Source organism: Serratia sp. M24T3, assembly GCF_000257645.1.
Lineage (GTDB): Bacteria > Pseudomonadota > Gammaproteobacteria > Enterobacterales > Enterobacteriaceae > Rouxiella.
The window spans coordinates 197202-222156 of record NZ_AJHJ01000005.1 but is presented as its reverse complement, the minus strand read 5'-3'; the positions used below and the strand labels follow the sequence as shown (position 1 = coordinate 222156).

General features: G+C 47.5%; 23 protein-coding genes and 2 pseudogenes. 12 read left to right on the top strand and 13 right to left on the bottom strand.

The features are described 5' to 3' along the window. The first annotated feature begins 1 nt into the window (after nt 1). Nucleotides 2-316, top strand: coding sequence for a BON domain-containing protein (locus tag SPM24T3_RS06810; RefSeq protein ID WP_009635988.1), 315 nt, complete (start codon nt 2-4; stop codon nt 314-316). Between the two features lie 83 nt (nt 317-399). Here the strand turns inward: SPM24T3_RS06810 and ompW are convergent, their stop codons facing one another. Then, entirely contained in the window at nt 400-1035 is a 636-nt protein-coding gene (ompW, locus tag SPM24T3_RS06805; RefSeq protein WP_009635987.1) for an outer membrane protein OmpW, read from the bottom strand. A gap of 287 nt (nt 1036-1322) precedes the next feature. Between ompW and SPM24T3_RS06800 the strand changes: the two genes are divergently transcribed. Then, nucleotides 1323-1688: a YkgJ family cysteine cluster protein gene (locus SPM24T3_RS06800; RefSeq protein ID WP_009635986.1), complete on the top strand. Its 366-nt coding sequence runs from the start codon at nt 1323-1325 to the stop codon at nt 1686-1688. A gap of 113 nt (nt 1689-1801) precedes the next feature. Here SPM24T3_RS06800 and SPM24T3_RS06795 read toward each other — a convergent pair whose 3' ends face one another. Further along, complete coding sequence (locus SPM24T3_RS06795; protein ID WP_009635985.1) at nt 1802-2833, bottom strand: glycosyltransferase family 9 protein; 1032 nt, start codon at nt 2831-2833, stop codon at nt 1802-1804. Between the two features lie 317 nt (nt 2834-3150). Between SPM24T3_RS06795 and SPM24T3_RS06790 the strand changes: the two genes are divergently transcribed. From SPM24T3_RS06790 to yciA, 3 genes and pseudogenes are all read left to right on the top strand, one after another. Continuing rightward, the gene (locus SPM24T3_RS06790) at nt 3151-3903 is read left to right on the top strand and encodes a YciC family protein (protein WP_009635984.1); all 753 of its coding nucleotides are present in this window, start codon (nt 3151-3153) and stop codon (nt 3901-3903) included. A 243-nt stretch (nt 3904-4146) separates the two neighbouring features. Beyond that, nucleotides 4147-4694: pseudogene (locus tag SPM24T3_RS06785) on the top strand (septation protein A). 138 nt (nt 4695-4832) lie between these two features. Continuing rightward, nucleotides 4833-5273, top strand: coding sequence for an acyl-CoA thioester hydrolase YciA (gene yciA, locus SPM24T3_RS06780; protein ID WP_037377773.1), 441 nt, complete (start codon nt 4833-4835; stop codon nt 5271-5273). A 135-nt stretch (nt 5274-5408) separates the two neighbouring features. On the opposite strand, the gene SPM24T3_RS06775 is transcribed toward yciA, so the two are convergent. Beyond that, on the bottom strand, nt 5409-6434 hold the full coding sequence (locus SPM24T3_RS06775) for a hypothetical protein (protein WP_009635981.1): 1026 nt from the start codon (nt 6432-6434) through the stop codon (nt 5409-5411). 298 nt (nt 6435-6732) lie between these two features. Beyond that, complete coding sequence (locus tag SPM24T3_RS06770; protein ID WP_037377821.1) at nt 6733-7488, bottom strand: energy transducer TonB; 756 nt, start codon at nt 7486-7488, stop codon at nt 6733-6735. A 233-nt stretch (nt 7489-7721) separates the two neighbouring features. On the opposite strand from SPM24T3_RS06770, the gene SPM24T3_RS06765 reads away from it, so the two are divergent. Then, entirely contained in the window at nt 7722-8018 is a 297-nt protein-coding gene (locus tag SPM24T3_RS06765; protein WP_009635979.1) for a YciI family protein, read from the top strand. Between the two features lie 135 nt (nt 8019-8153). Then, complete coding sequence (locus SPM24T3_RS25850) at nt 8154-8318, top strand: YnfU family zinc-binding protein (protein WP_009635978.1); 165 nt, start codon at nt 8154-8156, stop codon at nt 8316-8318. A gap of 68 nt (nt 8319-8386) precedes the next feature. On the opposite strand, the gene SPM24T3_RS25290 is transcribed toward SPM24T3_RS25850, so the two are convergent. Next, nucleotides 8387-8563, bottom strand: a complete 177-nt coding sequence (locus tag SPM24T3_RS25290; protein ID WP_086013218.1) for a YciY family protein — start codon at nt 8561-8563, stop codon at nt 8387-8389. A 243-nt stretch (nt 8564-8806) separates the two neighbouring features. Here SPM24T3_RS25290 and cls point away from each other — a divergent pair, with 243 nt between their 5' ends. Both cls and SPM24T3_RS06755 read left to right on the top strand, forming a co-directional pair. Then, nucleotides 8807-10267, top strand: coding sequence for a cardiolipin synthase (gene cls / locus SPM24T3_RS06760; protein ID WP_009635977.1), 1461 nt, complete (start codon nt 8807-8809; stop codon nt 10265-10267). An 83-nt stretch (nt 10268-10350) separates the two neighbouring features. After that, nucleotides 10351-10674 carry an HI1450 family dsDNA-mimic protein gene (locus SPM24T3_RS06755; protein ID WP_009635976.1) on the top strand — a complete coding sequence of 108 codons (324 nt, stop codon included), beginning with the start codon at nt 10351-10353 and terminating at the stop codon, nt 10672-10674. 87 nt (nt 10675-10761) lie between these two features. Here the strand turns inward: SPM24T3_RS06755 and oppF are convergent, their stop codons facing one another. From oppF to SPM24T3_RS06725, 6 genes are all read right to left on the bottom strand, one after another. Beyond that, nucleotides 10762-11796: a murein tripeptide/oligopeptide ABC transporter ATP binding protein OppF gene (gene oppF / locus SPM24T3_RS06750; RefSeq protein WP_009635975.1), complete on the bottom strand. Its 1035-nt coding sequence runs from the start codon at nt 11794-11796 to the stop codon at nt 10762-10764. Beyond that, the gene (locus SPM24T3_RS06745; RefSeq protein ID WP_009635974.1) at nt 11793-12815 is read right to left on the bottom strand and encodes an ABC transporter ATP-binding protein; all 1023 of its coding nucleotides are present in this window, start codon (nt 12813-12815) and stop codon (nt 11793-11795) included. Before SPM24T3_RS06745 ends, oppF begins: the two co-directional genes overlap by 4 nt. Nucleotides 12816-12826: 11 nt before the next feature. Continuing rightward, on the bottom strand, nt 12827-13735 hold the full coding sequence (oppC, locus tag SPM24T3_RS06740; protein ID WP_009635973.1) for an oligopeptide ABC transporter permease OppC: 909 nt from the start codon (nt 13733-13735) through the stop codon (nt 12827-12829). Nucleotides 13736-13753: 18 nt separating this feature from the next. Continuing rightward, entirely contained in the window at nt 13754-14674 is a 921-nt protein-coding gene (gene oppB / locus SPM24T3_RS06735; RefSeq protein WP_009635972.1) for an oligopeptide ABC transporter permease OppB, read from the bottom strand. An 84-nt stretch (nt 14675-14758) separates the two neighbouring features. After that, nucleotides 14759-16405 carry an oligopeptide ABC transporter substrate-binding protein OppA gene (gene oppA / locus SPM24T3_RS06730; protein WP_009635971.1) on the bottom strand — a complete coding sequence of 549 codons (1647 nt, stop codon included), beginning with the start codon at nt 16403-16405 and terminating at the stop codon, nt 14759-14761. 1124 nt (nt 16406-17529) lie between these two features. Further along, nucleotides 17530-18174: a YchE family NAAT transporter gene (locus SPM24T3_RS06725; RefSeq protein ID WP_037377771.1), complete on the bottom strand. Its 645-nt coding sequence runs from the start codon at nt 18172-18174 to the stop codon at nt 17530-17532. A gap of 542 nt (nt 18175-18716) precedes the next feature. Between SPM24T3_RS06725 and adhE the strand changes: the two genes are divergently transcribed. Both adhE and SPM24T3_RS06715 read left to right on the top strand, forming a co-directional pair. Beyond that, entirely contained in the window at nt 18717-21419 is a 2703-nt protein-coding gene (gene adhE, locus SPM24T3_RS06720; RefSeq protein WP_009635969.1) for a bifunctional acetaldehyde-CoA/alcohol dehydrogenase, read from the top strand. A 185-nt stretch (nt 21420-21604) separates the two neighbouring features. Next, nucleotides 21605-21817, top strand: a pseudogene (locus SPM24T3_RS06715) (IS4 family transposase); the annotation flags it as partial. Between the two features lie 283 nt (nt 21818-22100). Here the strand turns inward: SPM24T3_RS06715 and SPM24T3_RS06710 are convergent. Then, nucleotides 22101-22679: a thymidine kinase gene (locus tag SPM24T3_RS06710; protein ID WP_009635968.1), complete on the bottom strand. Its 579-nt coding sequence runs from the start codon at nt 22677-22679 to the stop codon at nt 22101-22103. Between the two features lie 648 nt (nt 22680-23327). Between SPM24T3_RS06710 and hns the strand changes: the two genes are divergently transcribed. Next, entirely contained in the window at nt 23328-23735 is a 408-nt protein-coding gene (gene hns / locus SPM24T3_RS06705; RefSeq protein WP_009635967.1) for a histone-like nucleoid-structuring protein H-NS, read from the top strand. A 210-nt stretch (nt 23736-23945) separates the two neighbouring features. On the opposite strand, the gene SPM24T3_RS06700 is transcribed toward hns, so the two are convergent. After that, nucleotides 23946-24953: an NAD-dependent epimerase gene (locus tag SPM24T3_RS06700; protein WP_009635966.1), complete on the bottom strand. Its 1008-nt coding sequence runs from the start codon at nt 24951-24953 to the stop codon at nt 23946-23948. Nucleotides 24954-24955: the final 2 nt, after the last annotated feature.

Below are 24955 nucleotides of genomic sequence, written 5' to 3'. Positions count from 1 at the left end.
AATGAAGCTATTAAAAAGTCTTTCGGCTATTTGTATGGCAGCGGTAGTGGTTACAACCCTTGCTGCCTGTGCCCCAACACCTAAGCAGGAAGGAACCGGTGGTTATCTTGATGACACCGTGGTGACCACCAAAGTTAAATCTGCCCTGCTCGCGGACGACAATATCAAGTCACGTGAAATCAGTGTAGAAACTTTCAAAGGCCGTGTTCAACTGAGTGGCTTTGTATCTTCAGCCGCTGAAGCACAAAAAGCCGTCGCTGTTACCCGTGGCGTAGCCGGTGTTCGTTCAGTAGAAAATGATACACAAATCAAATAACCGATTAGTGTAGAGTAGTGTTCAAGCATTAGCTCAAAGGCGTCGCGATGACGCCTTTTTCGTTTCTTACGCCATGCCAATAATTAGAACCTGTAACCTACCGCGAACATAAATACCCATGGGTTAAGCTGCGTGTGTACCGATTGTTGGTCTTCGCCCGCTTTGAATTTGGCTTTGGAATTAATGTCCATCCACCACACTGAAGCATTGACCAACCAATTTTTATCAATGTTGTAGTCAACACCCGCCTGCCCTGCGAAACCCCAGGAGTTAGACATGCTGAGGTCGCTTAGCCCGGCGTCTTTCCCCGTTTGGTTGAAATGTGCACCGTAGAAGTTGGTGTAGTTAACACCCGCGCCGAGATAAGGTCGCAGCTTGTCTTCTTTGCTGCCGAAATAATATTGCGCCATCAGCGTGGGTGGCAACTGGCGCACCGAGGCTATAGTACCCGTGCTGCGCAGGCCGATTTTATGCTTGAACGGCGTGGCGGCCAGCAGTTCCATACCTATGTTGTCTGTCCACATATACCCTAGCGTCAGGCCCATTTGGGTATTGTTACTGGCGTGAAATGACCCCAGCGATCCCAATACGCTCGGCGAATTTGCCGAAGGCACTACCGTTGCGGTACCGACGCGAACGATGACATCACCTGCCTGATTGGCACTGGCTACCGTTGGCAAAGCGGCTGCTGCGAGCAGTGCCCAATATGCTGCTTTCATTATCCTTTCCCTCGTTATGGTTATCTGTGTCCGCGGGTATTTAGCCACACTCCGCAAATCATTTACCGTATCAAGTTCAGATTTTTATATGAAAACTGATGTAAATGCACTTCGTTAAATTGATTCTAAATCATTAAAAACAAAGGAATTGATCTAGATCAATAAAAGGCCTTTTTACTCCTTACGACTGGTAATCAAATATCAGTTGCGGAAAAAATGTGGAGTGAGTAATTTTTACGCTCACTGTTGGTTTTGGTTTTATGTTTCCGTTTACGGTAGCTTCCAAGATGAGCGATATTGATAACCCATGTATTACCTGTGGCGCATGTTGCGCCTATTTCCGCGTTTCATTTTATTGGGCTGAATCTGAAGAAGCTGGCGGCGTTGTTCCGCAAGCATTGACAGAACAAGTCACTCCTTTTCTCAGCTGTATGCAGGGCACCAATGCTCGTTCGCCCCGCTGCGTCGCGCTGGAGGGGGAAATCGGTGAGGCAGTTTCCTGCTCTATCTATTTGAATCGCCCCACGCCCTGTCGGGAGTTTGATCAATCGGGATTAAACGGAGTAACTAATGAAGCCTGCGATCGTGCCCGTGCACGCTACGGTTTACCACCGCTGGTCGCGGCAATACCGCTGCTGGATATCGTGATGTGAAGTGATGTGAAATGAATAGTTGTTTGGGATTGCACACAAAGTAAAACGCCGGAAAGCTCCGGCGTTTATCTAGAGAGAATAGTTATAACGATGCACGACTTAAGGATTGGGCATCAGCCGTGATTAACAGGCTTTGCCGCCAATACTTTGACTCGCAAGGCAATAAACTGCTCAAAGACTTGGTCAACACTCAACTTGCCGACGTTTTCATCCGGCCCTTTGATTATTGCGCAAGGAACCTTCCACGGTGCCCAATATTCAGCATCGCTGTTGCCGAACAGTGCGACAACCGGCTTTTGAACACCCACAGCAATGTGTAACGCTCCGCCATCGCTGGTAATAATCTGATCACACAGCGACATCGCGGCCATCAGTTCGCGAATACTGCTGGTTGGTAAGGGGATCAACTGCGTGTTTTTACAGGCATCAACTATTTGCTGCGCTTTTTGGTCGTCGCCAGGATGCTCTGGGTTATCATCGGCACCCGGAGACCAGAAAAGAATAATCTGGCAATTTTCTTTCGTGCTCAGCCGTTGAATCAACTCAATGAATTTTTCTATCTGCCAGCGCTGCTGTGGCTTGCGTGAACTGATTTGCACGCCATAAACCGGCTTGTCACGATTTATCGAGAACTTTTCCGCCATTTTAGCGACTTCAATCGATGATACGTAAAGTTCAAGCGGGCCTGGCGGCTGGTCGATCCCCAGTGGAGTCGCCAGCGAATTTAGCTCTTCAACAATATGCTGGCCTTGAACTTTGGCTATCTTGTCAGTGACACAATCAGGCCCTTGCCCCTCGCCGCCAACGGCAATAATACGTTTTGCACCGGACATTTTCGCCCACTGTAAAGGACGTTTGTCGCTGCTGCCCACAATTGCAACGTCATAACCCGCCATGCGGATTTCGAAAATTGTTTTAAGACGCTGCCAGTAAACACCTAACAGGGTCTGCCCCGGCTTGCGGTGATGTGATTTGCAATAAAGATGCACTTTGCCAATATGCGGATTACCTTCCAGAACATCTTTATTATAAGTATTCACCAACAAATCAAGTCTGGTGTTTTCCTGCCCTGCAAGCGTAGCAATAAGAGGGGTCGTGAGGATGAGATCCCCGATATTATCGCGTCTTATTAATAAAATTTTCATATTCGCAGCTATGGTGAATAAACTCCCTGCATCCTAGTTTTACAAAATGAAACAAGCAAGCCTCTTTACGCAAAAGGTGCGAATTTTCATTTATTTATCCGATGCATGAATTATTTTAAAATTTGATTGTCCGCTTATTTATTGCTTTAAAATCCTGTTATTAACGCTAAATTTCCCGCCATAAGCGCTGCTCAAAAAAACGCCAAAGGTAAGACTACGTAAGAAGCAGGATTACTCGGATTGTCAGGATGCCAGAGCAGCAATTACAGGGTACAATCCGGGTTCGGAAAATATTATAGATACCCTTAGGAGCCTTCATGCCTATCACGGCCAGTACGTTGTACCGTGACAGTTTCAATTTTTTGCGTAATCAACTTGGCAGTATTTTGCTGCTGGCGCTGTTGACCGCATTTATTACCGTCATTTTAAATCACGCTTTCACCCCGGATAGCGATCAGCTCAGCATGCTTACCAGCGGCAGTGGTTCACTTTCCGATACCGCAGGCATGAGTATCCAGGAGATTATTCAGTCAATGAGCCCCGAGCAGCAAATGGTGCTGCTTAAGGTTTCGGCAGCGGCAACGTTTTCTGCTCTGGTCGGAAATGTGCTGCTGGTGGGTGGCATGATGACGCTTATCCAGCAGGTTTCTGCCGGAACGCGCACCAGCGCACTGCGCTCGATTGGCGCATCCGCTCCAACTTTACCGCGTATTTTGCTGCTGATGTTCTTGTGTACCCTGATCGTTCAGCTTGGCTTGACGTTGTTTATTGTGCCGGGCCTGATCATCGCCGTTGCTGTATCTTTTGCTCCGGTGATCGTTTCCACTGAAAAAATCGGCATCTTCAAATCCATCAAACTCAGCGCCAAACTGGCCTTTGCCAACACTCGCCTGATTGTTCCAGCCATCATGCTGTGGTTAGCGGCTAAAATGCTGGTGCTGCTGGCCGTGAGTCATCTTAAATTCCTCGAGCCGCAGGTCGTTGCCGTTGTATTTAGTGCGGTGAGCAATTTGATTTCAGCCTTTTTGCTAATCTACTTGTTCCGGCTGTACAGCAAACTGCGCGTTTAAATGCGTTTTGCTTTTGAATCAGGGGCGCTGTGACGCCCCTTTGTTTTGCGCTGAGGTCATTAATTTACGTCGTTGACGGGGATAATGTAACCAACTGCAAACAAGCGCCTCAATTGACTAATAACGCTGGCAAAGTTGTCAGATTCGGTAATGCTGTACTGTACTGGCTGAAAAACGGTGTCTATTTTGAAGGCACAAAAGGATCAGGTATAGTCAGGGCTTACCTATAATATGGAATGAAGTATGAAGCAGCTCCTTGATTTTCTTCCCCTGATTGTTTTTTTGTTTTTTATAAGCTCTACGACATTTACGTTGCATCCGGCGCGTTAATCGCCGCCACTGCGCTAGCTTTGATCTTTACCTGGATCAAATACCGTAAAGTGGAAAAAATGACGCTGATTACTTTCATTATGGTCGCCGTATTTGGCACCTTGACCCTGGTCTTCCATGACGATTTGTTTATCAAATGGAAAGTCACAGTGATCTACGTGCTGTTCTCGGGCGCACTGTTGGTGAGTCAGTTGATTTTAAAAAAACCGTTGATTCAACGGATGCTAGGTAAAGAGCTGACCTTACCGGATGCGGTTTGGGGCAAACTGAACATCGCCTGGGCAATTTTCTTCCTGATTTGTGGCCTGGCAAACATTTATGTGGCGTTCTGGTTGCCTGAAAACGTTTGGGTAAACTTCAAGGTATTTGGACTCACCGTTCTGACCTTGCTATTCACGCTGTTAAGTGGCATTTACATCTTCAGACATATGCCTGAAGAAGAAAAAGAAGAAAAAAAATAGTCGTCATTACGACGTCAGCTAGTTGAAGGTCCCCACTTGCTTTCAACTTGCAGGGAGGCGGCATTATGCTACAAGCCAACGCTTCTGCAGGTTGAAAGATTGGGGATGCATTCTCAATTCTTTCAATGTGAAGCCTATATGAACGATAAACATAAATTACCCAATGGCGAGATGGTGTTACGCACATTGGCGATGCCTGCAGACACCAATGCAAACGGCGATATTTTTGGCGGTTGGTTAATGGCGCAGATGGACATGGGCGGTGCTATCCAGGCGAAAGAAATTGCCAAAGGTCGCGTTGTTACCGTTCGCGTTGACGGCATGACCTTTCTTAAACCTGTAGCCGTTGGTGATGTGGTTTGCGTTTATGCGCGCTGCATTAAAACCGGCAATAGTTCAATTACTATCAATGTTGAAGTGTGGGTCAAAAAAGTGTCCTCAGAGCCGATCGGTCAGCGATATATTGCCACCGAAGCGGTCTTTACTTATGTTGCAGTAGACGATGAGGGCAAGTCCCGTACTTTGCCTGACGGACGCAGTCACTTCAGCGTAGATTCGGGTGACACCTTAGAACATTAAGTGAATATTTGCCTCTAAATGCGTGATTCGCGGCCAATCGCCTGGCCGCGAATCACGGTTGTCATCAAAACCCTCATACCCACGGTTGCTTTTTAATTCATGTCCTGTAGATGCTGACCATTTTTAACGTGCTGATTAACGTTTGAGATGGGTCGTGGTGTTAGTTTCACCATACACCAGATGATCAGGTTGTTTACGATAGCCTAATTGCCCTGTGAATCCGGCGATCACACCACCAATCACCAGCAGTACGAAAGCAAACCAGCTGGCTTTTGACAACTGAGCCGCAGCTTTGTCGGCAACTTCACGCGCTTTTTGCTCCGCGTCGGCCTTCAGTTGCTGGTATTTCTGATAAGCCTGAGTGTAGGCCTGCTGGGCTTTATCGACTATTTGATCGGCTTCCTGGTCGGATTTACCGGTTCTAGCCTTGATAATGTTTTTCAACGCATCACGATCGGCCGCTTGCAGCGTGCTGTCTCCACGTTGCATGACGCCGCTAAGCCACTGTTTTAAATCCTGATCAGGAGCCTGAGAGCTATTAGTTTGCTGCATCGCCTGATTGCCTGCGGCTTGAGCCTGACGTTGCAGATTCTCAGGCTGCAACTCCGGCTTACCGGTCTGACGTAGCGTGGTTGTTAATTCATTTTGCAGGTCGTCAAGATTGATATTGGCCTCCTGCAACCTGTCCTTAACCATACTCCCTGCCTGTGGCACTGCGCTGGCAATACCGCTGCCCACCGCTTTCAGCCCTTCACCGGCAACATTCATGGCTCCGCCCACCGCGCTACTCACGATCGTGGCAACAATATAGGCCGAAATCAGAGTCACTACGCCCCAGGACAATACTCCGTGCAATCCCCCTTCTCTTCTTGCCAGATGCCCGGCCACATAGCCACCGACGGCATAGGAAATCAGCACGTTGGCAAGCATCCAGATTAATGCCCCGGTTCCTAATCCATTAACCGGATTTGATTCATGCAGAGGGTCTATAGTTGATGCACCGATAGCCGTGCCGAGCATCGAAAGCAGCATATAAGTCACAATCGACAATATGACACCTGCGAGCACAGCGCCCCATGAAATACGTCTGATATTAATACGGTAGGCGCTGGTTGTTAGCTCATCATGCGTCGGATAAACAGTCGGATCATTATGCGTCATAATTATTTCCTCTATAAATTAATGACATGAAACGATCGTGGCACTACAGCCAGCTTGAATGCCCGTCCGGGCCAGACAAAAAACGCGGCTGCCAATAATCATTCATATAAAAAACAAGGGTATTACAGATCGCTTATTCTTATTTAAGTGATATCAAAAGAATAAATAGCCATCGGTAATTAAGAGGATAGACAATAAAGCGGAAATCTGTTTGGAAATTCGTCGAATAATTCAAATAAAAAAAGAGATAAAACCGCAGCTTTATCTCTTTTTATTAAGGCCTGACGGGCAGTGAGTTTTAATCCTCTACGCCACCGCCACCGTTCATTTTAAACACCAACGTGACGGTCAGATTTTTAGCCTCTTTAGGTTCGTAGCGCCATTTACTTACCGCCATCTTGACCTCGCGCTCAAACATATTGCGCGGCTCGGCAGAGAGAATGCGAATGTTGTCTACCCTACCGTCGCTTTCTACGTCGAACTGTACTTTTACGCGCCCCTCGATTCGCAGCGCAAAAGCGCGCGCCGGGTACTGTGGCTTGGTCCTGTCGAGCGGACGTGGACCACTGCTGCTGCCCTGAGTTGCTGCTGCTGGTTTAGGCGCAGGTGCTACCGGTGCCTTTTGCGAAGTCAACGGCGAGGTTTCGGTTTTTGCAGTCTCATGGGTTTTCTCGACCGGCTTGGGCTGTGGATGAGGCCTCGGCTTCTCGATGACTTTTTTAACCGGCTTTGGTTTAGGTTTGGGCTTCGGCTCAGGTTTTGGCTCCGGTAATGGGATTGCTACCGGTTGCGTTACCACGGGATCGGGCCTTACCTCAGGTTCCGGTTCCGGCTCTGGCTGTGGTTGAACCACGGGCTGTGGAGGCGGTGGCGGAGCAAAAGTTGCCGGATTAACCATCGTCACGCTCATGACGTGCTCTTCCTGTTTCGGCATCTTGACGGAATCTTTGATGGTGACATAAAGCAAAGCCGCGATGACTGCACCATGTATCCCGATTGACAACAGGGCCGGCAAAGTGACTCTGCGAATGATTGACTGTTTTTTTAATGGCATAGCATTGATTAAAGACATCGCTCTTGGCTGCATAGTAATTCAGTTTCCCCGTGAATCCGCAAGTTTAAATGCAAATAGCAATCATATTCAATAAGGAGATGAAAACTATTCTCAAATACTGCGATTTTGATTCACTCGGCGCCCTTTTCAGCAGCGCGGGGTTTCGATATTGTAAACACCTTCACTGGCGTACTGCGCCAGGTTTTTTTTACACAAGACAACAAGGTGACCCTATGCTTTACATGATTTATTCTGAAGATGTCCACGACTCTCTGGAAAAAAGGCGTATTGCGCGTCCGGCGCATATCGAACGCCTGCAAAAGCTTAAAGATATGGGCCGCGTATTGGTTGGCGGCCCACTCCCCGCAATTGATAGCGAAGAACCTGGTGATGCAGGTATGACCGGTTCGCTGGTCATTGCCGAGTTTGAAAGTCTTGAAGCAGCGCAAAGCTGGGCCGAAGTTGACCCCTATATGCTGGCGGGTGTATACCAGAAAGTCACCGTTAAGCCGTTCAAGAAAACTATCTAATTTTTAGTTAATTAGCCCTACTCAAGAGCATGACTCTAAGAAGCAGGACAGTCCTGCTTCTTTACTCTCAACTGCCAAGCTAACCTCCTGCTTACGTGGTAGACTAAGTACCCCTACCTGTGAGGCTAGCCAATTATGTCATTCTTCGACGGATTGAAGTTTCTGACCAGTAAAACAACTAAGGTCAATTGCCCTGAATGTCACGCATCCACGGAACAGATTAGCGAGAAAGTGCGTAAAAACGCCACGCTGGTTTGCCCAAAATGTGGCGCCTTGTTTCGTATGAAAGATAATGGCTGAGAGATTTTTGGCACGAAACTCAATCACCAAACGTGCTAATAAAAGGCACTGATTGCGCCGATTGCAGATTACCACTCATAAATTACAGTGTATAAACTGAGACGTTGTTGTTGCAGTGAATGTATCGCGCGGATTCGATAAATATGTCGGTAACGTCGCGACTGCCCCTCCAACCAACGGCTCTTCCTTCTTTGAGTCTGACGCAGCATGCGCCATCGTGCCACTTCGTTCCTACTGCGTTTCATTCAACAATTATTCCTTTAATAAGGGCCGCTTTTCAAATAATGCGGACATTATAGATCATCCCGCTCATGCCATTGATAGTTTTAGCTACGCTTAATTACAGGCTACGTAAATTTACTCACCTTTTTACAACTCAATCAGAGCTAGCTGATTGAAGCGGCAGATAAAATTATATAAAAGGTTTAACCTTTGATTCACTCTGCGTAAACTCACCAAATTGCTCGCGAACAGGATTTTTCGCCCTTATGACAACATTTTATGCAGTAATCAGTTGGCTTATGGTCTTCGGTTACTGGTTATTGATTGCCGGCGTCACGTTACGCATTTTAATGAAGCGCCGCGCGGTGCCCTCGGCCATGGCATGGCTGCTGATTATATTTATCATTCCACTGGTGGGGATTATTGCCTATCTGTCGTTTGGCGAACTGCATTTGGGGAAACGTCGCGCAGAACGAGCCAAAGCGATGTGGCCTTCAACCGCCCGCTGGCTAAACGACCTCAAGGGTTGCCATCGTATTTTCGCAAGTGAAAACAGTGACGTGGCTAAATCACTGTTCCAACTGTGTGAACGTCGCCAGGGTATCGCCGGGGTAAAAGGCAACCAGTTGCAGCTGCTAACCACCAGCGATGACACATTGAAAGCGATCATGCGTGATATCGAGCTGGCACGCCATAATATCGAAATGGTGTTTTATATCTGGCAGCCGGGCGGATTAGTCGATCAGGTCGCAGAATCTTTGATGGCCGCTTCCCGGCGCGGCGTTCACTGCCGCCTGATGCTCGACTCGGCAGGTAGCCTGCAATTTTTCCGCAGTCCGTATCCGGCAATGATGCGCAATGCCGGTATCGAAGTAGTAGAAGCTTTGAAAGTTAACCTCTTCCGCGTATTTTTGCGCCGCATGGACCTGCGCCAGCATCGCAAAGTAGTACTGATTGACAATTACGTTGCCTATACGGGCAGCATGAATATGGTTGATCCGCTGCTGTTCAAGCAGGATGCGGGTGTCGGTCAGTGGGTCGATTTAATGGCGCGTATGGAAGGCCCGGTGGCCACGACCATGGGTATTGTTTACTCCTGCGACTGGGAAATCGAAACCGGAAAACGCATTCTGCCGCCAGAGCCAGAAGTTAATCAGATGCCGTTCGAACAGGAGAGCGGCCATACAATTCAGGTGATCGCCTCCGGGCCAGGCTTCCCGGAAGACATGATCCATCAGGCGCTGCTGACTGCTTCCTATTCGGCGCGTGAACAGCTGGTGATGACTACGCCGTATTTCGTACCCAGCGATGATTTATTGCACGCAATTTGCACTGCCGCACAGCGCGGTGTTGATGTCAGTATTATTGTGCCAAAGAAAAATGATTCCATGATGGTCGATTGGGCCAGTCGGGCATTCTTTAATGAATTACTGGAAGCTGGCGTGAAGGTCTATCAGTTCGAGGGCGGATTGCTGCACACCAAGAGCATTTTGGTCGACGGGCAGCTAAGCCTGGTCGGCACGGTGAATCTCGACATGCGCAGTTTGTGGTTAAATTTCGAGATTACACTGGTAATAGACGATGCCGGTTTTGGTGCCGATCTGGCCGTAGTACAGGAAGATTATCTCGCGCGTTCGCGCTTGCTCGACCCGAAAGAGTGGCTAAAAAGGCCTTTCTGGCACCGAATCGTCGAACGGCTGTTCTACTTTTTCAGTCCGTTATTGTAATAGCGGCGGCGGCAATGTTCTAATAGACCCTGTGACGGGCGGTCTGCCGCTACTCGCACCACAAACTATTGAAAGAGAAGAATATGGATCTGAACAATCGCCTGACCGAAGATGAAACCCTTGAGCAAGCCTATGATATCTTTCTCGAACTGGCTGGAGATAACCTGGATCCTGCGGACATCCTGATATTTAACCTGCAATTTGAAGAACGCGGCGGCGCTGAGTTATACGATCCGGCCGAAGACTGGGTCGAGCACGTCGATTATGACCTCAATCCTGACTTCTTTGCCGAAGTAGTCATTGGCCTGGCTGATGCCGACGGCGACCCGATCAACGATGTCTTTGCCCGCGTGCTGCTGTGCCGTGAAAAAGACCACAAGCTTTGCCATATTCTGTGGAAAGAGTAATTCTCTTTCACGCATAAAAAAACCCCGCCATGTTTTCAGCTTAACAATGGCGGGGTTTTTTATTATCTGTAATAAGCCGAAACGTGATTAAAGCGGATCGACCTTCAGGCACGACACCGCATGGCGGAAGCTGCCTTCCAGCAGGGGTCGCGTTTTGGCGCATTCTGGTCCGGCAATCGGGCAGCGGGTGCGGAACACACAGCCTGATGGCGGATTGATCGGCGAAGGTAACTCCCCTTCCAACAGCTGGATCTTCTTGTTGCGCTCTTTGTCAGGGTCCGGCACCGGCACCGCAGACATCAGCGCCCGAGTGTATGGATGCTGCGGATTATGATAAACCTCGTCATAAGTCCCAAGCTCCACTGCGTGTCCCAGATACATCACCAGCACACGATCGGAAATATGCTTCACCACCGCCAGGTCGTGGGCGATAAAGATTAGTGACAGGCCCATCTCACGCTGCAACTGCTGCAACAGGTTAACGACCTGTGCCTGAATTGATACGTCCAGCGCCGAAACCGGCTCGTCACAAATCACCAGCTTGGGTTCGAGTATCAGCGCACGCGCAATGCCGATACGCTGACACTGGCCACCCGAGAACTCATGCGGATAGCGGTTAACCAGGTTAGGCAGCAGGCCCACCTTCAGCATCATCGCCTTGACCTTCTCCCTGACCTGCTGTTTAGGCATTTTAGGATTATAGGTACGCAGCGGTTCGGCAATGATCTCGCCGATGTTCATACGCGGGTTCAGCGAGGCGAGTGGATCCTGGAAGATCATCTGGATATCGCTGCGGGTGTTGCGCCATTCGGCATCAGACATATTCAGCAGATCTTTACCCAGCCAGGCAACGTGTCCGTCGGTAGCTTTGACCAAACCTATCAGCGCACGGGCAAAAGTCGATTTACCACAGCCCGACTCACCCACTACGCCCAGCGTTTCGCCTTCGTACAGACGCAAGGTTACGCCGTCTACTGCTTTCAGGGTTTTCGAAGGCTGCCAGAACCACTGCTTGCCGTCTTTAATGTCAAAATGAACCTTGAGATCGGCGACTTCCAGCAACACTTTTCTGTCACTTTCTGGCTGAGCTTTTGGAGGATAAATACCGGTTACTTCACTCATACTAACTCCCCCACAGGCTTGAAGCAGGCGCGCAAGCGGCCATCACCAAAACGTTCCAGCGGCGGCGCGCTGGCACAAACTTCCATCGCGTAAGGACAGCGTGGCTGGAATGGACACCCTTTAGGTAAACGCAACAGGTTCGGCGGATTACCGGGGATAGTCAACAGCGACTCGCCTTCGGCATCCAGACGCGGTACCGCATTGAGCAGGCCGATAGAGTACGGATGACTTGGCTGGTAAAACACGTCGCGTGCCTGACCATATTCCATGGTCCGCCCGGCGTACATCACCAGCACTTTGTCGCAAATACCCGCAACTACCCCGAGATCGTGAGTGATCATGATAATTGCCGTGTTAAATTCACGTTTTAGATCGTTTAGCAGCGTCATAATCTGTGCCTGAACAGTCACATCCAGCGCGGTAGTCGGTTCATCGGCAATCAGCAGTTTAGGACTGCACAACAGCGCCATGGCAATCATTACGCGCTGACGCATCCCGCCGGAGAATTCGTGCGGATACATTTTCATTCGCTTGCGCGCTTCCGGCATTTTTACTGCATCGAGCATGCGAATCGAACCTTCGAACGCCTCTGCACGGCTCATGTTCTTATGCAGCATCAGCACTTCCATCAGCTGTTCGCCGACTTTCATATACGGGTTCAACGAGGTCATCGGGTCTTGGAAAATCATCGAAATCTGTTCTGCACGCAGCTTGTTAAGCTGTTTTGGCGGCAGGTTAAGGATCTCTTTGCCGTTAAATTTCGCAGAACCGTCGATGCGCCCGTTGCTGGCAAGCAGCCCCATCAGTGCAAATGCGGTTTGCGATTTACCAGACCCGGATTCGCCGACAATGCCCAGCGTTTCACCAGCACGCAGGTCAAAATTCAAATCGTTGACGGCGGTAACATCCCCGTCCGGTGTGCCAAAAGTGACACGCAAATCTTTTACATCCAGCAGAATCGGCGTTTTTGCTGCATCAACCGCCTGCGGAGTGCTACTGCTAAATTCAATGGTGCTCATCTTCACACTCCTTAACGATCTTTCGGATCGAGCGCATCACGCAGCCCGTCGCCGATAAAGTTGAAACAAAACAGCGTTATCACCAGAAAACCAGCCGGGAAGAACAGCAGCCATGGAGAAACTTCCATTGAGTTGGCGCCGTCACTCAGCAATGCGCCCCAGCTGCTCAGCGGCTCCTGGGTGCCTAATCCGAGGAAGCTCAGGAAAGATTCAAACAGGATCATGCTTGGCACCAACAGCGAGGCGTAAACGACAACGACGCCCAGCACGTTGGGAACAATGTGGCGCAGCACAATATTGCGCGTTGAAACCCCGCTGACCAGCGCCGCTTCGATAAACTCTTTACGTTTCAGGCTAAGAGTCTGACCGCGAACGATACGCGCCATATCAAGCCAGGACACCATGCCGATGGCGACAAAAATCAGGAAAATGTTTTGCCCGAAGAAAGTGACCAGCAGGATAACAAAGAACATGAATGGGAAGGAGTTGAGGATTTCCAGCAGGCGCATCATTGCCGAGTCGGTTTTGCCGCCGAGATACCCGGAAATCGAACCGTAAAGTGTGCCGAGAACGACGGCCACCAGCGCAGCAGAAACCCCGACCATCAGCGAGATACGCCCACCAATCGCAACGCGCACCAACAGGTCACGACCCGAGGAGTCAGTACCGAAATAGTGTCCTGAAGCGAAATCAGGCGCGGCCGACATCATATTCCAGTCGGTATCGTCATAGCGAAAATGCGAAATCATCGGAACGAAAGTCACAAACAGCGCGATAAAAAATAACACTATCAGGCTGACAATTGCCGCGCGGTTATGAATAAAACGGCGACGGGCGTCCTGCCATAGGCTGCGCCCTTCTACCTCGAGCTTCTCTGTGAAATTCTCCAGAGCTTCGCTGCTTTTCTTTTTGGTTAACATCATGAGCGTGCTCCAGCCTTAATAACGGATTTTCGGATCGATAACGGCGTACAGCACGTCAACGATCGCGTTAAACAGAATCGTTAACGCACCAACCAGAATGGTCAGGCTTAATACCAGCGAGTAGTCACGGTTTAAGGCACCGTTGACAAAAAGCTGACCGATACCCGGTAATCCGTAAATGCTTTCGACCACCATAGAACCGGTGATAATGCCGACAAAGGCCGGACCCATATAGGAAATCACCGGTAACATTGCCGGTTTCAGCGCGTGACGGAAAATAATCCGACTCAGCGGCAGGCCTTTGGCCCGCGCGGTACGGATAAAGTTGGAATGCAACACTTCAATCATCGAGCCGCGAGTGATACGCGCGATGCTGGCAATATAAGCCAGTGACAGCGCCACCATTGGCAGAACCATATATTTGAAGCCACCGTTGTGCCAGCCGCCTCCGGGCAGCCATTTCAACAGGATAGAGAAAATCAGTACCAGCAAGGGAGCAACCACGAAGCTCGGAATAACTACCCCGGTCATGGCAAAGCCCATCACTGTGTAGTCCCATTTGGTGTTCTGGTTAAGGGCGGCGATTACCCCGGCAGAAACACCAAGCACTATAGCCAATATAAAGGCAGCCAAACCCAGCTTCGCCGATACCGGGAAGGAGGTCGCCACCAAATCATTGACGCTATAGTCTTTATATTTGAACGACGGGCCAAAATCACCGTGCGCCAGCTGGTCCAGATAATGGAAATATTGCTTGTACATTGGGTCATTGAGGTGATATTTCGCCTCAATGTTGGCCATGACTTCCGGCGGAAGATTGCGCTCTCCGGTAAACGGACTTCCCGGCGCGAGACGCATCATAAAAAATGAAATCGTAATCAGAATAAACAGCGTTGGGATCGCTTCCAGACAACGACGGAAAATAAACTTTAACATTGCTCGTACCTGCTTTGCTCAGCGTGTTACTACCTGCTCAAACAGAACAGGACGGCTCGGGTAACCGCCCTGTTCCTTCACTTACTAGTGTTTGATGATGTAGAGATCTTTATCGTAAACGTTATCCTGCGGGTCTTTACCGCTGTAACCGCCGACGTATTGTTTAACCAGACGGGCATTTACATAGTAATAAAGAGGCACGATCACCGAGTCTTTATCCAACTGCTGCGCTGCTTTCTCATAGTAATCAGCACGCTCTTCATCGGTTTTAGCCTTCAGAGCCTGAGCAATAATGCTGTCAAACGCCGGGCTCTTATAGTGAGCAGAGTTGTTGCTGCTGTCAGAAAGCATGATGTTCAGGAACGAGGTTGGTTCATTGTAATCAGAGCACCAGCCCGCACGCGCCACGTCGTAGTTGCCGTCATGACGGCTTTCAAGGAAGGTCTTCCACTCCTGGTTTTCAAGCTTGACATTTACACCCAGGTTTTTCTTCCAGATAGCCGCGGCGGCGATAGCCAGCTTCTTGTGCAGGTCAGAAGAGTTATAAAGCAGGTTAAAGGTCAGCGGCTTGTCGGCGGTATAACCGGCTTCGGCCAGCAGTTTTCTGCCTTCGGCGTTACGCTGTTCCTGAGTTTCTTTGAACCAGGCCGGAGGAGTCAGCTTGCCATAAGTTCCATCGGTGTAAGGCGGCGTAATGCCGTAGGCTGGCAGGTCGCCCTGTGCCTTGACCTTATTCACGATGATGTCGCGATCCAGACCCAGTTTCAGCGCGGTACGCACGCGGTTATCGGTGAACGGCGCTTTCTGATTATTGATTTCATAGTAATAAGTACACAGGTACGGGTCGGCGTGCAGTTCTTTAGGAATATCTTTTTTAAGTTTTGAGAACAGTTCGATCGGCATGTTGTTGTAAGTCATGTCGATTTCGCCACTGCGATAGCGGTTAACGTCAGAAACTTCAGAAGAGATTGGCAGGAATGTGACTTGATTCAGAACGGTTTTAGCATTGTCCCAGTAATCCGGGTTACGTACCAGAACGATACGTTCGTTAACAGTCCAGGTTTTCAGCTTGAATGCGCCATTGCTGACGTAGTTTTCAGGCTGTGTCCATTTGTCGCCAAACTTCTCTACCGCTGGCTTGTAAACCGGCTTCAACGCGGTGTGCGACAGCATTTTAACGAAATAAGGCACCGGCTCGCTCAGCGTTACCTGCAGAGTGTGGTCATCAAGGGCTTTGACCCCCAGCGTGTCCGGGCTTTTTTTACCGGCGATAATATCGTCGATATTCACCACGTGGCCGTATTGCAGGTAGCTTTCATATGGAGAGGCAGTTTTCGGGTCTGCCAGGCGCTCCCAGCTGTAAACGAAATCAGCGGCGGTAACCGGCTGGCCGTTTGACCATTTTGCATCTTTACGCAGGTGGAAGGTCCAAACCGTAAAGTCTTTATTTTCCCAGCTTTCGGCAACGCCAGGAATGACACTACCGTCTTTCGGCGAGGTATCGGTCAATCCTTCCAGCAGGTCACGGATCACGTTGGATTCCGGGACACCTTCAACTTTGTGTGGGTCAAGTGACTGAACTTCAGCGCCGTTGTTACGTACCAGCTCTTGTTTATCAGCAAGCTGAACGCCAGCGGTTACAACTGCAGCAAAAGTGCTGAAGGATGAAACGGCACCGACTGCGGCCAGAATACCGGCGGCGAGAAGGTGTTTTTTTGTGATGTTGGTCATTACTATCAACTCCGATTGTTATTATTTGCCTGTTAAGGCCAACCCCTACCGGGTTAAATCTCTTGGTGAACAGGAACGAATTGCTCACCTCGAAACGTCAAGTTGTCAGTCTTTCCTGTTGGATAGACTCCCCTTATTGCATTACCTCTGATGTCACTTTTACTGCCTTTTACTGAATCTGTTGCCGCTTAATGAATTTTTGCTAAAAACCTGCCGGCAAATCCGTTGCGAAATTTCTTTTATTGCCAGAAAAGTTTTTTGAGCTTGAGGTGCATATTATTTCTGATAAGTCGCCGGAATTTATTCAGGAAAACGAGTACTCATATCCCGAAGAGATCAGTATCACAATAATTAAATTCACTTAGGATTGCCGATAATATGCAGCGAAGCTGAAAGGAACAGCGCCAGGAGAAGAGCTCGGTTATGGAAGAGGTATTTGTCGTTTTCAACCGTTTTTCTCCTGAAAAAAAATAAATAGGCCATTCTTTAGAACTTAGCTGAGAAAGCTTTGCAAGATTCGTTCTCAATTCGGCACAACGCCGAAATATTTTCCATTTAAAAAGTTGCCGAAAATTATCAGATGCAGAAAATCTGCGCGAATAAATTTTACGGAAATGTTAACTGATTCTCTTTTATCACCGGCAACAAGTAGACGGACCAGTGAGATTATCAACAAGAAAAAAACACAAGCTATTGTTTTTATGGTTATTTTTATAAATTCAAATCAAAAATTAAGTGTTTTAGTTGCTTAAAAACGATTCAAACAGATTCCGTTAACATAACGTTACTTTTAAGAATAAACCCCTGTTATCTGCGCGGTAAACACTAATAACATCTCGAAACGGCATGTACAAGAGCTACAGAATGATGTGATTAATTAAACGGCGAAACGGGCAATAAAAGTCGAAAAAAAGTCCTGAAACGACAAAGAAAAGTAGTATAAATAGGGAGTTGATTGGCAATAGGCTTTAGAATGCAATTTTATGCCACATTTGGGTGCAATAGCACATTTTAGGTACATTAGATGCACTATTATAAGGCGAGGAAATATTAGTATTAGTAATAATAAGCAGAAGTGTGATCTCTCCTGCTTAATTAAATTTTATGCCGCTCCAGATAAAAATTTACACCAGGCCGGGGAAAATTGTTTTCACCCCGTTAACAATAAACTCGATTCCCAGCGCCATTAGTAGCAAGCCCATAATACGGGTAATCACGTTAATCCCTGTCTGGCCAAGTAATTTCATTACTATTGGCGCAGCCCGAAACAGCAGCCAGCAACAGAAACAGAACAAGGCAATTGCCACGGTGAAGCCAAAAAGGTTTTCCCAACTATGGTAACGGGAACTCCAGACAATGGTAGAACTGATCGCACCCGGCCCGGCCATTAAGGGCAAAGCCAAGGGGACAACCCCAACATTTTCACGGATTGCAGTTTCTGATTTTTCCTGCTTGTTCTGTTTATCTTCCCCTAACTTGCCGCTAATCATCGACATCGCTATCGTCACAACCAGAATGCCACCAGCGATACGGAAAGAATCAATCGAGATGCCGAACAGGTGCAAAATACCGTCACCCAGGAATAATGAAACGCACAGAATAATAGCTACCGAAAAGTTGGCCGCTGTGTTGGTTTTGTTGCGCCCGGCCGCTGCCTGATAGCTGGTCATACTGATAAACACCGGCAAGATCCCTATCGGATTGACCAACGCAAACAGACCCACAAAGAACTTGATATAACCTGAGAAATCCAAAATTGTCTGGCCCACGCATCGCCCCGCATCAGGATAAAGAAAGAAGTTATTTATGGGCGCTAATGTACTGGAATTGCCGCTTTAACGCCACGGAGAAAATCAGAATATTTGACTAGATTTAACGGAAAAAATAGTCAATTTAACGATTAAATTGCCACCACAATTTTCCAAATAAAAACCTCCCACATAATCGTCACAAAACCGCATTTTTTAAGACTTTGTATTAACAATGAGTTAGCTGAAAGGTGTCAGCTAGTGTAATTTCGTTGATCTGGATCATATTTCAACGTTTCAATAGTGAGTAAGCTATCTCTATTCCCACGAATTAAGAGACAAAAAACAACAGGACAAACGTTGGATCATCTTCGGATTTAACAACTTATATCCTGCATAAAAGGAAAGTCTTCTGAATTTTTTGAGAAAATAGAGAAACAGGACACATAAGTAATTAATAAATAGCCACTTTGAATGTAATCTGCAGCATTATTGACCGTGACTATACTTTGAACCTGACTTGGCTATTTTCTAAAAAAATTTAACATTCTCAGGAGAACACCATGGCTGTCACAAACGTCGCTGAACTGAACGAGCTTGTTGCTCGGGTAAAAAAAGCACAACGTGAATATGCAGAGTTCACACAAGAACAAGTCGATAAGATCTTCCGGGCCGCCGCTCTTGCCGCCGCAGACGCACGTATTCCCCTTGCCAAGCTGGCCGTAGAAGAGTCAGGCATGGGGATCATTGAAGACAAAGTGATCAAAAACCATTTTGCGTCTGAATACATTTACAATGCCTATAAAGATGAGAAAACCTGCGGTGTCGTTGCAGAAGACGAAACTTACGGCACTCTTACCATTGCAGAACCTATCGGCATCATTTGCGGGATCGTCCCCACTACCAACCCAACCTCTACCGCGATTTTCAAAGCACTTATCAGTTTGAAAACGCGTAACGCCATTATCTTTTCGCCACACCCCCGTGCAGCCAAGGCGACTATCGCCGCTGCAAACATTGTTTTGCAGGCTGCGGTTAAAGCAGGCGCGCCGAAAGATATTATTGGCTGGATTGATGCACCCAGCGTGCCACTGTCCAACGAACTGATGCATCACCCGGACCTGAACCTGATCCTTGCAACCGGCGGGCCAGGTATGGTCAAAGCTGCATATAGCTCTGGCAAACCGGCTATCGGCGTTGGTGCCGGTAATACCCCGGTTGTTGTTGATGAAACAGCAGATATCAAACGCGTTGTTGCTTCGATATTGATGTCAAAAACTTTCGATAACGGTGTTATCTGCGCTTCTGAACAATCAGTAATTGTGGTTGATTCCGCCTATGAAACGGTTAGAGATCGCTTTAAAACCCACGGCGGCTACATTCTTGCTGGTAAAGAACTGAAAGCCGTACAGGAAATCATTCTTAAAAATGGCGGTTTAAACGCTGATATCGTCGGTCAATCTGCAACTAAAATAGCGGCCATGGCGGGTATCATCGTTCCTGCCAACACTAAAGTATTAATCGGTGAAGTGACAAAAGTCGATGAATCCGAGCCTTTTGCTCACGAAAAACTTTCACCGACGCTGGCCATGTATCGCGCCAAAGACTTTGAAGATGCTGTAGATAAGGCCGAAAAACTGGTCACCATGGGCGGTATCGGCCATACCTCTTGTTTGTATACCGACCAGGATAACCAGCCAGAACGCGTTCGCTATTTTGGCGACAAGATGAAAACAGCACGTATTCTGATCAACACTCCCGCTTCGCAAGGGGGGATCGGTGACCTGTACAACTTCAAACTGGCCCCTTCATTGACGCTGGGTTGCGGCTCATGGGGTGGTAACTCCATTTCAGAAAACGTTGGGCCAAAACATCTAATCAACAAGAAAACGGTGGCGAAGAGAGCTGAAAACATGTTGTGGCATAAACTTCCAAAATCTATCTACTTCCGCCGTGGCTCATTGCCGATTGCCCTTGAGGAAGTGGCCACTGACGGAGCGAAACGCGCCTTTATCGTCACTGACCGCTACCTGTTTAATAATGGCTATGCCGACCAGGTAACTCGAGTGCTGAAAAGCCACGGTATCGAAACGGAAGTGTTCTTCGAAGTTGAAGCCGACCCAACGTTAAGTATCGTACGCAAAGGGGCAGAACAGATGAACTCCTTTAAACCAGACGTGATTATCGCGTTGGGTGGTGGTTCACCGATGGATGCTGCGAAAATCATGTGGGTTCTATATGAGCATCCTGAAACTCACTTCGAAGATCTGGCGCTGCGCTTTATGGATATCCGTAAACGTATCTACAAGTTCCCGAAAATGGGTGTGAAAGCGAAAATGATCGCCATCACTACTACCTCGGGTACGGGTTCGGAAGTCACGCCATTCGCGGTGGTTACCGACGACGCTACTGGCCAGAAATATCCTTTGGCAGACTATGCACTGACTCCAGACATGGCAATCGTAGATGCCAACCTGGTTATGAACATGCCAAAATCTTTGTGCGCCTTTGGCGGCCTTGATGCCGTGACTCATGCACTTGAAGCCTATGTCTCCGTGCTGGCAAATGAGTTCTCCGACGGTCAGGCATTACAAGCATTGAAACTGCTTAAAGAGTTCCTGCCAGCAAGCTATAAAGAAGGTGCAAAAAACCCGGTAGCGCGCGAACGAGTGCACAATGCGGCCACTATCGCAGGCATCGCATTTGCCAACGCCTTCCTCGGGGTTTGTCACTCAATGGCGCATAAGTTAGGTTCTGAGTTCCATATTCCGCACGGGCTTGCCAACGCCATGCTGATTTCGAACGTCATTCGCTATAATGCGAACGATAACCCAACCAAGCAAACCGCTTTCAGCCAGTACGATCGCCCTCAGGCTCGTCGTCGCTACGCAGAAATTGCCGATCATCTGGGTCTGAGTGTTCCTGGAGACCGCACAGCGCAGAAAATTGAAAATCTACTTAGTTGGTTAGATGAAATCAAAGCAGAACTGGGTATTCCTGTTTCGATTCGTGAAGCGGGTGTGCAGGAAGCCGATTTCCTGGCGAAAGTTGATAAACTTTCTGAAGACGCATTTGATGACCAGTGTACGGGTGCCAACCCTCGTTATCCGTTAATTTCTGAGTTAAAACAGATATTGATGGATACCTATTATGGTAATAAATTTAGCGAAGAATTGCCGCTGACTGCCATCTCTGAAAGAGAGGAACCTGTCACCCGCGTTGCAGCAGCAGCTCCAGCTTCGGCCATCAAAAAGTCTAAAAAATAGTAGATAAGACTATTCGTATACGGCTACTGATGTGAAAAAACAAAGCCTGTCATAGGTATAACACTGATCGGTTAAGCTAAATAATCAGTTGAACGATCCGGCAGGTGTATCACAATAAGCCTCATCATTTTTTGATGGGGCTTTTTTTATGCTTTTGACCTGGCTTGAAGAAACACAAACCTTGGCTGGACGGCACACTTTTTCGCACGCCCGAGACACCAGAGCTGGCAGAGCTGGCAGAGCTGGCAGAGCATTTTGAATATATAAAGCATCGCCCGGACAGGCAAATACCCAACAGTCCGATTATGCGCGTAGATGTCACTGCACAGCCGGTTAATCTACGTGTCAGGTTCGGCCCTGCCAATACGGGGGAAGTCAGTGATACGAAGCAGCTATCCAGGATAATTTAGGGCCTGCCGACCGCTTATAACCTGATGAGTATTGAAATGAGCCAGATAGTCAGAGAAAAAAACGGCGCAAAAAAAAGGATGCTCGAATCTTAAAAAACCAGTACACCGTTCACTCAAAACATCTTAAGTGAACGGTATTAACCTTTTGGTGGTTTTTTTATGGCTTAATCATTAATACTATTAATGATTCTTCTTTATTATCACTCTAAATAAATAAACGACGATGTAAGTATTAAGTAAAGAAAAATGTTTCTGCAGCAATTACCGCTCTTTACTCACCCATCGCCTCTTTATAATGTTTACGACACACCGATACATACCGCTCATTACCGCCTATAACCACCTGCGCGCCGTCGTGGAGCGCTTTACCGTGCTCGTCCAGCCTGAGGGTCTGATTGGCCTTGCGGCCGCAGTGGCAGATAGTTTTAAGCTCAACCAATTTATCGGCCCACGCCAGAAGATACTGACTCCCGCTAAATAACTCGCCCTGAAAGTCTGTGCGCAGGCCGTAGCACAAAACGGGTATATCTAGCCTGTCAACGACATCGGTTAATTGTTCAACCTGCTGGCGAGTTAAAAATTGGCTCTCATCGATTAACACACAATGCAAAGTTTGACTGTTATGTTCATCGGCAATGAGCTTAAGTAAGTTGGTATCTTGATTATAAAGTTCGGCTGATGAAGATAATCCTATCCGCGAGCTGACGATACCAACGCCAAAACGATTATCAATTGCGGCAGTCAGCACTAGTGTGCGCATCCCGCGTTCTTGATAGTTATATGAAGATTGTAACAAAGATGTAGATTTTCCTGCATTCATCGCAGAGTAATAAAAATAAAGCTGAGCCATGAGCCCGTAACTCCAAAAGTATAAAGAAACCCGGTAACACCTCTTACTTTCAATTGTAACACACGGTGGACATCTAATGACATCTGCGGCCTGTCTCCTGTGCTGAGTATCACAACATTAAACAAATGCGAAAATTACAGAAACTTACAATCAGCTATTGTGATTACTGTTCGTCCTAATTAGTTTACGCAACCGTTAAACTCAGCATAAGTAGCAGTTAATCAGCCTCTATAAATCAATTATTAAACAATCAGGTAATAACGGTATCTTATAAACACCTTCCCCCGTAGTACGGATGATAATCTTGAACAAGCCGGGCACATATAGCTAAAACAGTGCAAACATATCCGTGACAACGTGAGGTAAGTTATACGTTAAGGCTGGGGATATTTGTTATGACTTTAGCAAGGTTATAAAAAGCGGGTTGATTAAAAAAGGGCGATACACCGCACAAACCGCTAATCAATTTGCCTTACTGCTCTAAGTTTAATAGACCGGGAATCATCCTTATATTTCCAAGTGCTGCAAATATTATTGCTTATAAATGGTAAATTCCCGTCAATATAACAAATTGGCTATTGCAGAATACAGAAGAGCATTCTATTATTACCGAAACGCCCCCCACCAATTTAAATTGAGACTAGTATAATGAGCGAAGCATTAAAAATTCTGAACAACATCCGTACTCTGCGCGCACAGGCTCGTGAATGTACTCTGGAAACTCTTGAAGAAATGCTAGAGAAATTAGAAGTTGTTGTTAATGAGCGCCGTGAAGAAGATACTCAGGCTGCTGCTGAAATTGAAGAGCGCACTCGTAAACTGCAACAATACCGTGAAATGCTGATTGCTGACGGTATTGATCCAAATGAATTGCTGCAGACTATGGCTGCTACCAAAGCAACGGGTAAAACCAAGCGTGCTGCTCGTCCTGCTAAATATAAATACATTGATGAGAATGGCGAAAGCAAAACTTGGACCGGCCAGGGTCGTACTCCTGCGGTAATCAAGAAAGCTATCGAAGATGAAGGCAAACAGCTGGACGATTTCCTGCTGTAAGTTTTTTTCGGCTGTAAACCCAGTCTCAAGATAATGATTCTAAAAACCACCGTTAATGCGGTGGTTTTTTTATTGCCTAAACGTTTTGACGAACAATAATAAACCGCCATTAAACAATGCCGTAATATCGACTTGGCTCAGGCATAAAAAAGGCTGCATCAGCAGCCTCAATTGTTAATTTGCGTCCGGCTCATGGCCTAGCGTAACAAGTTAACAATGATAATAATCTTTATACCAATCTACAAAATTCTTCACGCCTTCCAACACCTGCGTTTTAGGCTTAAAACCTGTGGCCTCATATAAAGGCATGCTGTCAGAACTGGTCTCGTGAACATCGCCAGGCTGCATCGGCATCATATTCTTCTTCGCCACTACGCCCAGGGCGCTCTCAAGAGCCTCTATGTATGTCATCAGCTTAATTGGGTTATTATTTCCAATATTATAAAGCACATAAGGCGCAGAGCTTTGCGAACCGTTACCACTCTCCACGGTCCAGTGAGGCTGAGGTTTTGGGATAATACCCTGCAGGCGAATGATTGATTCAGTCACGTCATCAATATAAGTAAAATCGCGGCGCATTTCGCCATGGTTATAAACGTCGATACTTTGATCGGCGAGAATAGCCTTGGTGAATTTAAACAGAGCCATATCCGGGCGACCCCAAGGTCCATAAACCGTAAAGAAACGCATTCCGGTAGTCGGTAATCCATAAAGATGTGAATAAGTGTGAGCCATCAATTCATTGGCCTTTTTGGTGGCCGCATAAAGCGAAATTGGATGATCCACATTATCCTGCGTATCGAAAGGCTGCTTGCGGTTCATTCCATAGACCGAACTTGAAGAAGCATAAAGCAGGTGCTGAATCTTATTATGGCGGCAGCCTTCCAACACGTTAACGAAACCGACTAAATTTGCGTCAACATAAGCTAATGGATTATCAATTGAATAGCGCACCCCTGCCTGTGCCGCTAAATGTATTACGCGATCAAATTTATTTTCTGCAAAAAGCGCAGCCATTCCTGAACGATCGGCAAGATCCAGTTTTATAAACGTGAATCCAGGTTTATCCTCCATCTGTTTCAGGCGCGCTAATTTCAAATTGACGTCATAGTAATCATTTAGGTTATCAAGACCCGTTACCTGATGTCCCTCAGCGAGTAAACGCTGACAAACGAAATAACCAATGAAACCCGCAGCACCTGTTACTAAATAATTCATGC

Excerpts from the sequence above, each read along its gene's own strand:
- SPM24T3_RS06810 (WP_009635988.1), top strand. The coding sequence starts at position 2 with ATGAAGCTATTAAAAAGTCTTTCGGCTATTTGTATGGCAGCGGTAGTG.
- ompW (WP_009635987.1), bottom strand. The coding sequence starts at position 1,035 with ATGAAAGCAGCATATTGGGCACTGCTCGCAGCAGCCGCTTTGCCAACG.
- SPM24T3_RS06800 (WP_009635986.1), top strand. The coding sequence starts at position 1,323 with ATGAGCGATATTGATAACCCATGTATTACCTGTGGCGCATGTTGCGCC.
- SPM24T3_RS06795 (WP_009635985.1), bottom strand. The coding sequence starts at position 2,833 with ATGAAAATTTTATTAATAAGACGCGATAATATCGGGGATCTCATCCTC.
- SPM24T3_RS06790 (WP_009635984.1), top strand. The coding sequence starts at position 3,151 with ATGCCTATCACGGCCAGTACGTTGTACCGTGACAGTTTCAATTTTTTG.
- yciA (WP_037377773.1), top strand. The coding sequence starts at position 4,833 with ATGAACGATAAACATAAATTACCCAATGGCGAGATGGTGTTACGCACA.
- SPM24T3_RS06775 (WP_009635981.1), bottom strand. The coding sequence starts at position 6,434 with ATGACGCATAATGATCCGACTGTTTATCCGACGCATGATGAGCTAACA.
- SPM24T3_RS06770 (WP_037377821.1), bottom strand. The coding sequence starts at position 7,488 with ATGCCATTAAAAAAACAGTCAATCATTCGCAGAGTCACTTTGCCGGCC.
- SPM24T3_RS06765 (WP_009635979.1), top strand. The coding sequence starts at position 7,722 with ATGCTTTACATGATTTATTCTGAAGATGTCCACGACTCTCTGGAAAAA.
- SPM24T3_RS25850 (WP_009635978.1), top strand. The coding sequence starts at position 8,154 with ATGTCATTCTTCGACGGATTGAAGTTTCTGACCAGTAAAACAACTAAG.
- SPM24T3_RS25290 (WP_086013218.1), bottom strand. The coding sequence starts at position 8,563 with ATGAAACGCAGTAGGAACGAAGTGGCACGATGGCGCATGCTGCGTCAG.
- cls (WP_009635977.1), top strand. The coding sequence starts at position 8,807 with ATGACAACATTTTATGCAGTAATCAGTTGGCTTATGGTCTTCGGTTAC.
- SPM24T3_RS06755 (WP_009635976.1), top strand. The coding sequence starts at position 10,351 with ATGGATCTGAACAATCGCCTGACCGAAGATGAAACCCTTGAGCAAGCC.
- oppF (WP_009635975.1), bottom strand. The coding sequence starts at position 11,796 with ATGAGTGAAGTAACCGGTATTTATCCTCCAAAAGCTCAGCCAGAAAGT.
- SPM24T3_RS06745 (WP_009635974.1), bottom strand. The coding sequence starts at position 12,815 with ATGAGCACCATTGAATTTAGCAGTAGCACTCCGCAGGCGGTTGATGCA.
- oppC (WP_009635973.1), bottom strand. The coding sequence starts at position 13,735 with ATGTTAACCAAAAAGAAAAGCAGCGAAGCTCTGGAGAATTTCACAGAG.
- oppB (WP_009635972.1), bottom strand. The coding sequence starts at position 14,674 with ATGTTAAAGTTTATTTTCCGTCGTTGTCTGGAAGCGATCCCAACGCTG.
- oppA (WP_009635971.1), bottom strand. The coding sequence starts at position 16,405 with ATGACCAACATCACAAAAAAACACCTTCTCGCCGCCGGTATTCTGGCC.
- adhE (WP_009635969.1), top strand. The coding sequence starts at position 18,717 with ATGGCTGTCACAAACGTCGCTGAACTGAACGAGCTTGTTGCTCGGGTA.
- SPM24T3_RS06710 (WP_009635968.1), bottom strand. The coding sequence starts at position 22,679 with ATGGCTCAGCTTTATTTTTATTACTCTGCGATGAATGCAGGAAAATCT.
- hns (WP_009635967.1), top strand. The coding sequence starts at position 23,328 with ATGAGCGAAGCATTAAAAATTCTGAACAACATCCGTACTCTGCGCGCA.
- SPM24T3_RS06700 (WP_009635966.1), bottom strand. The coding sequence starts at position 24,953 with ATGAATTATTTAGTAACAGGTGCTGCGGGTTTCATTGGTTATTTCGTT.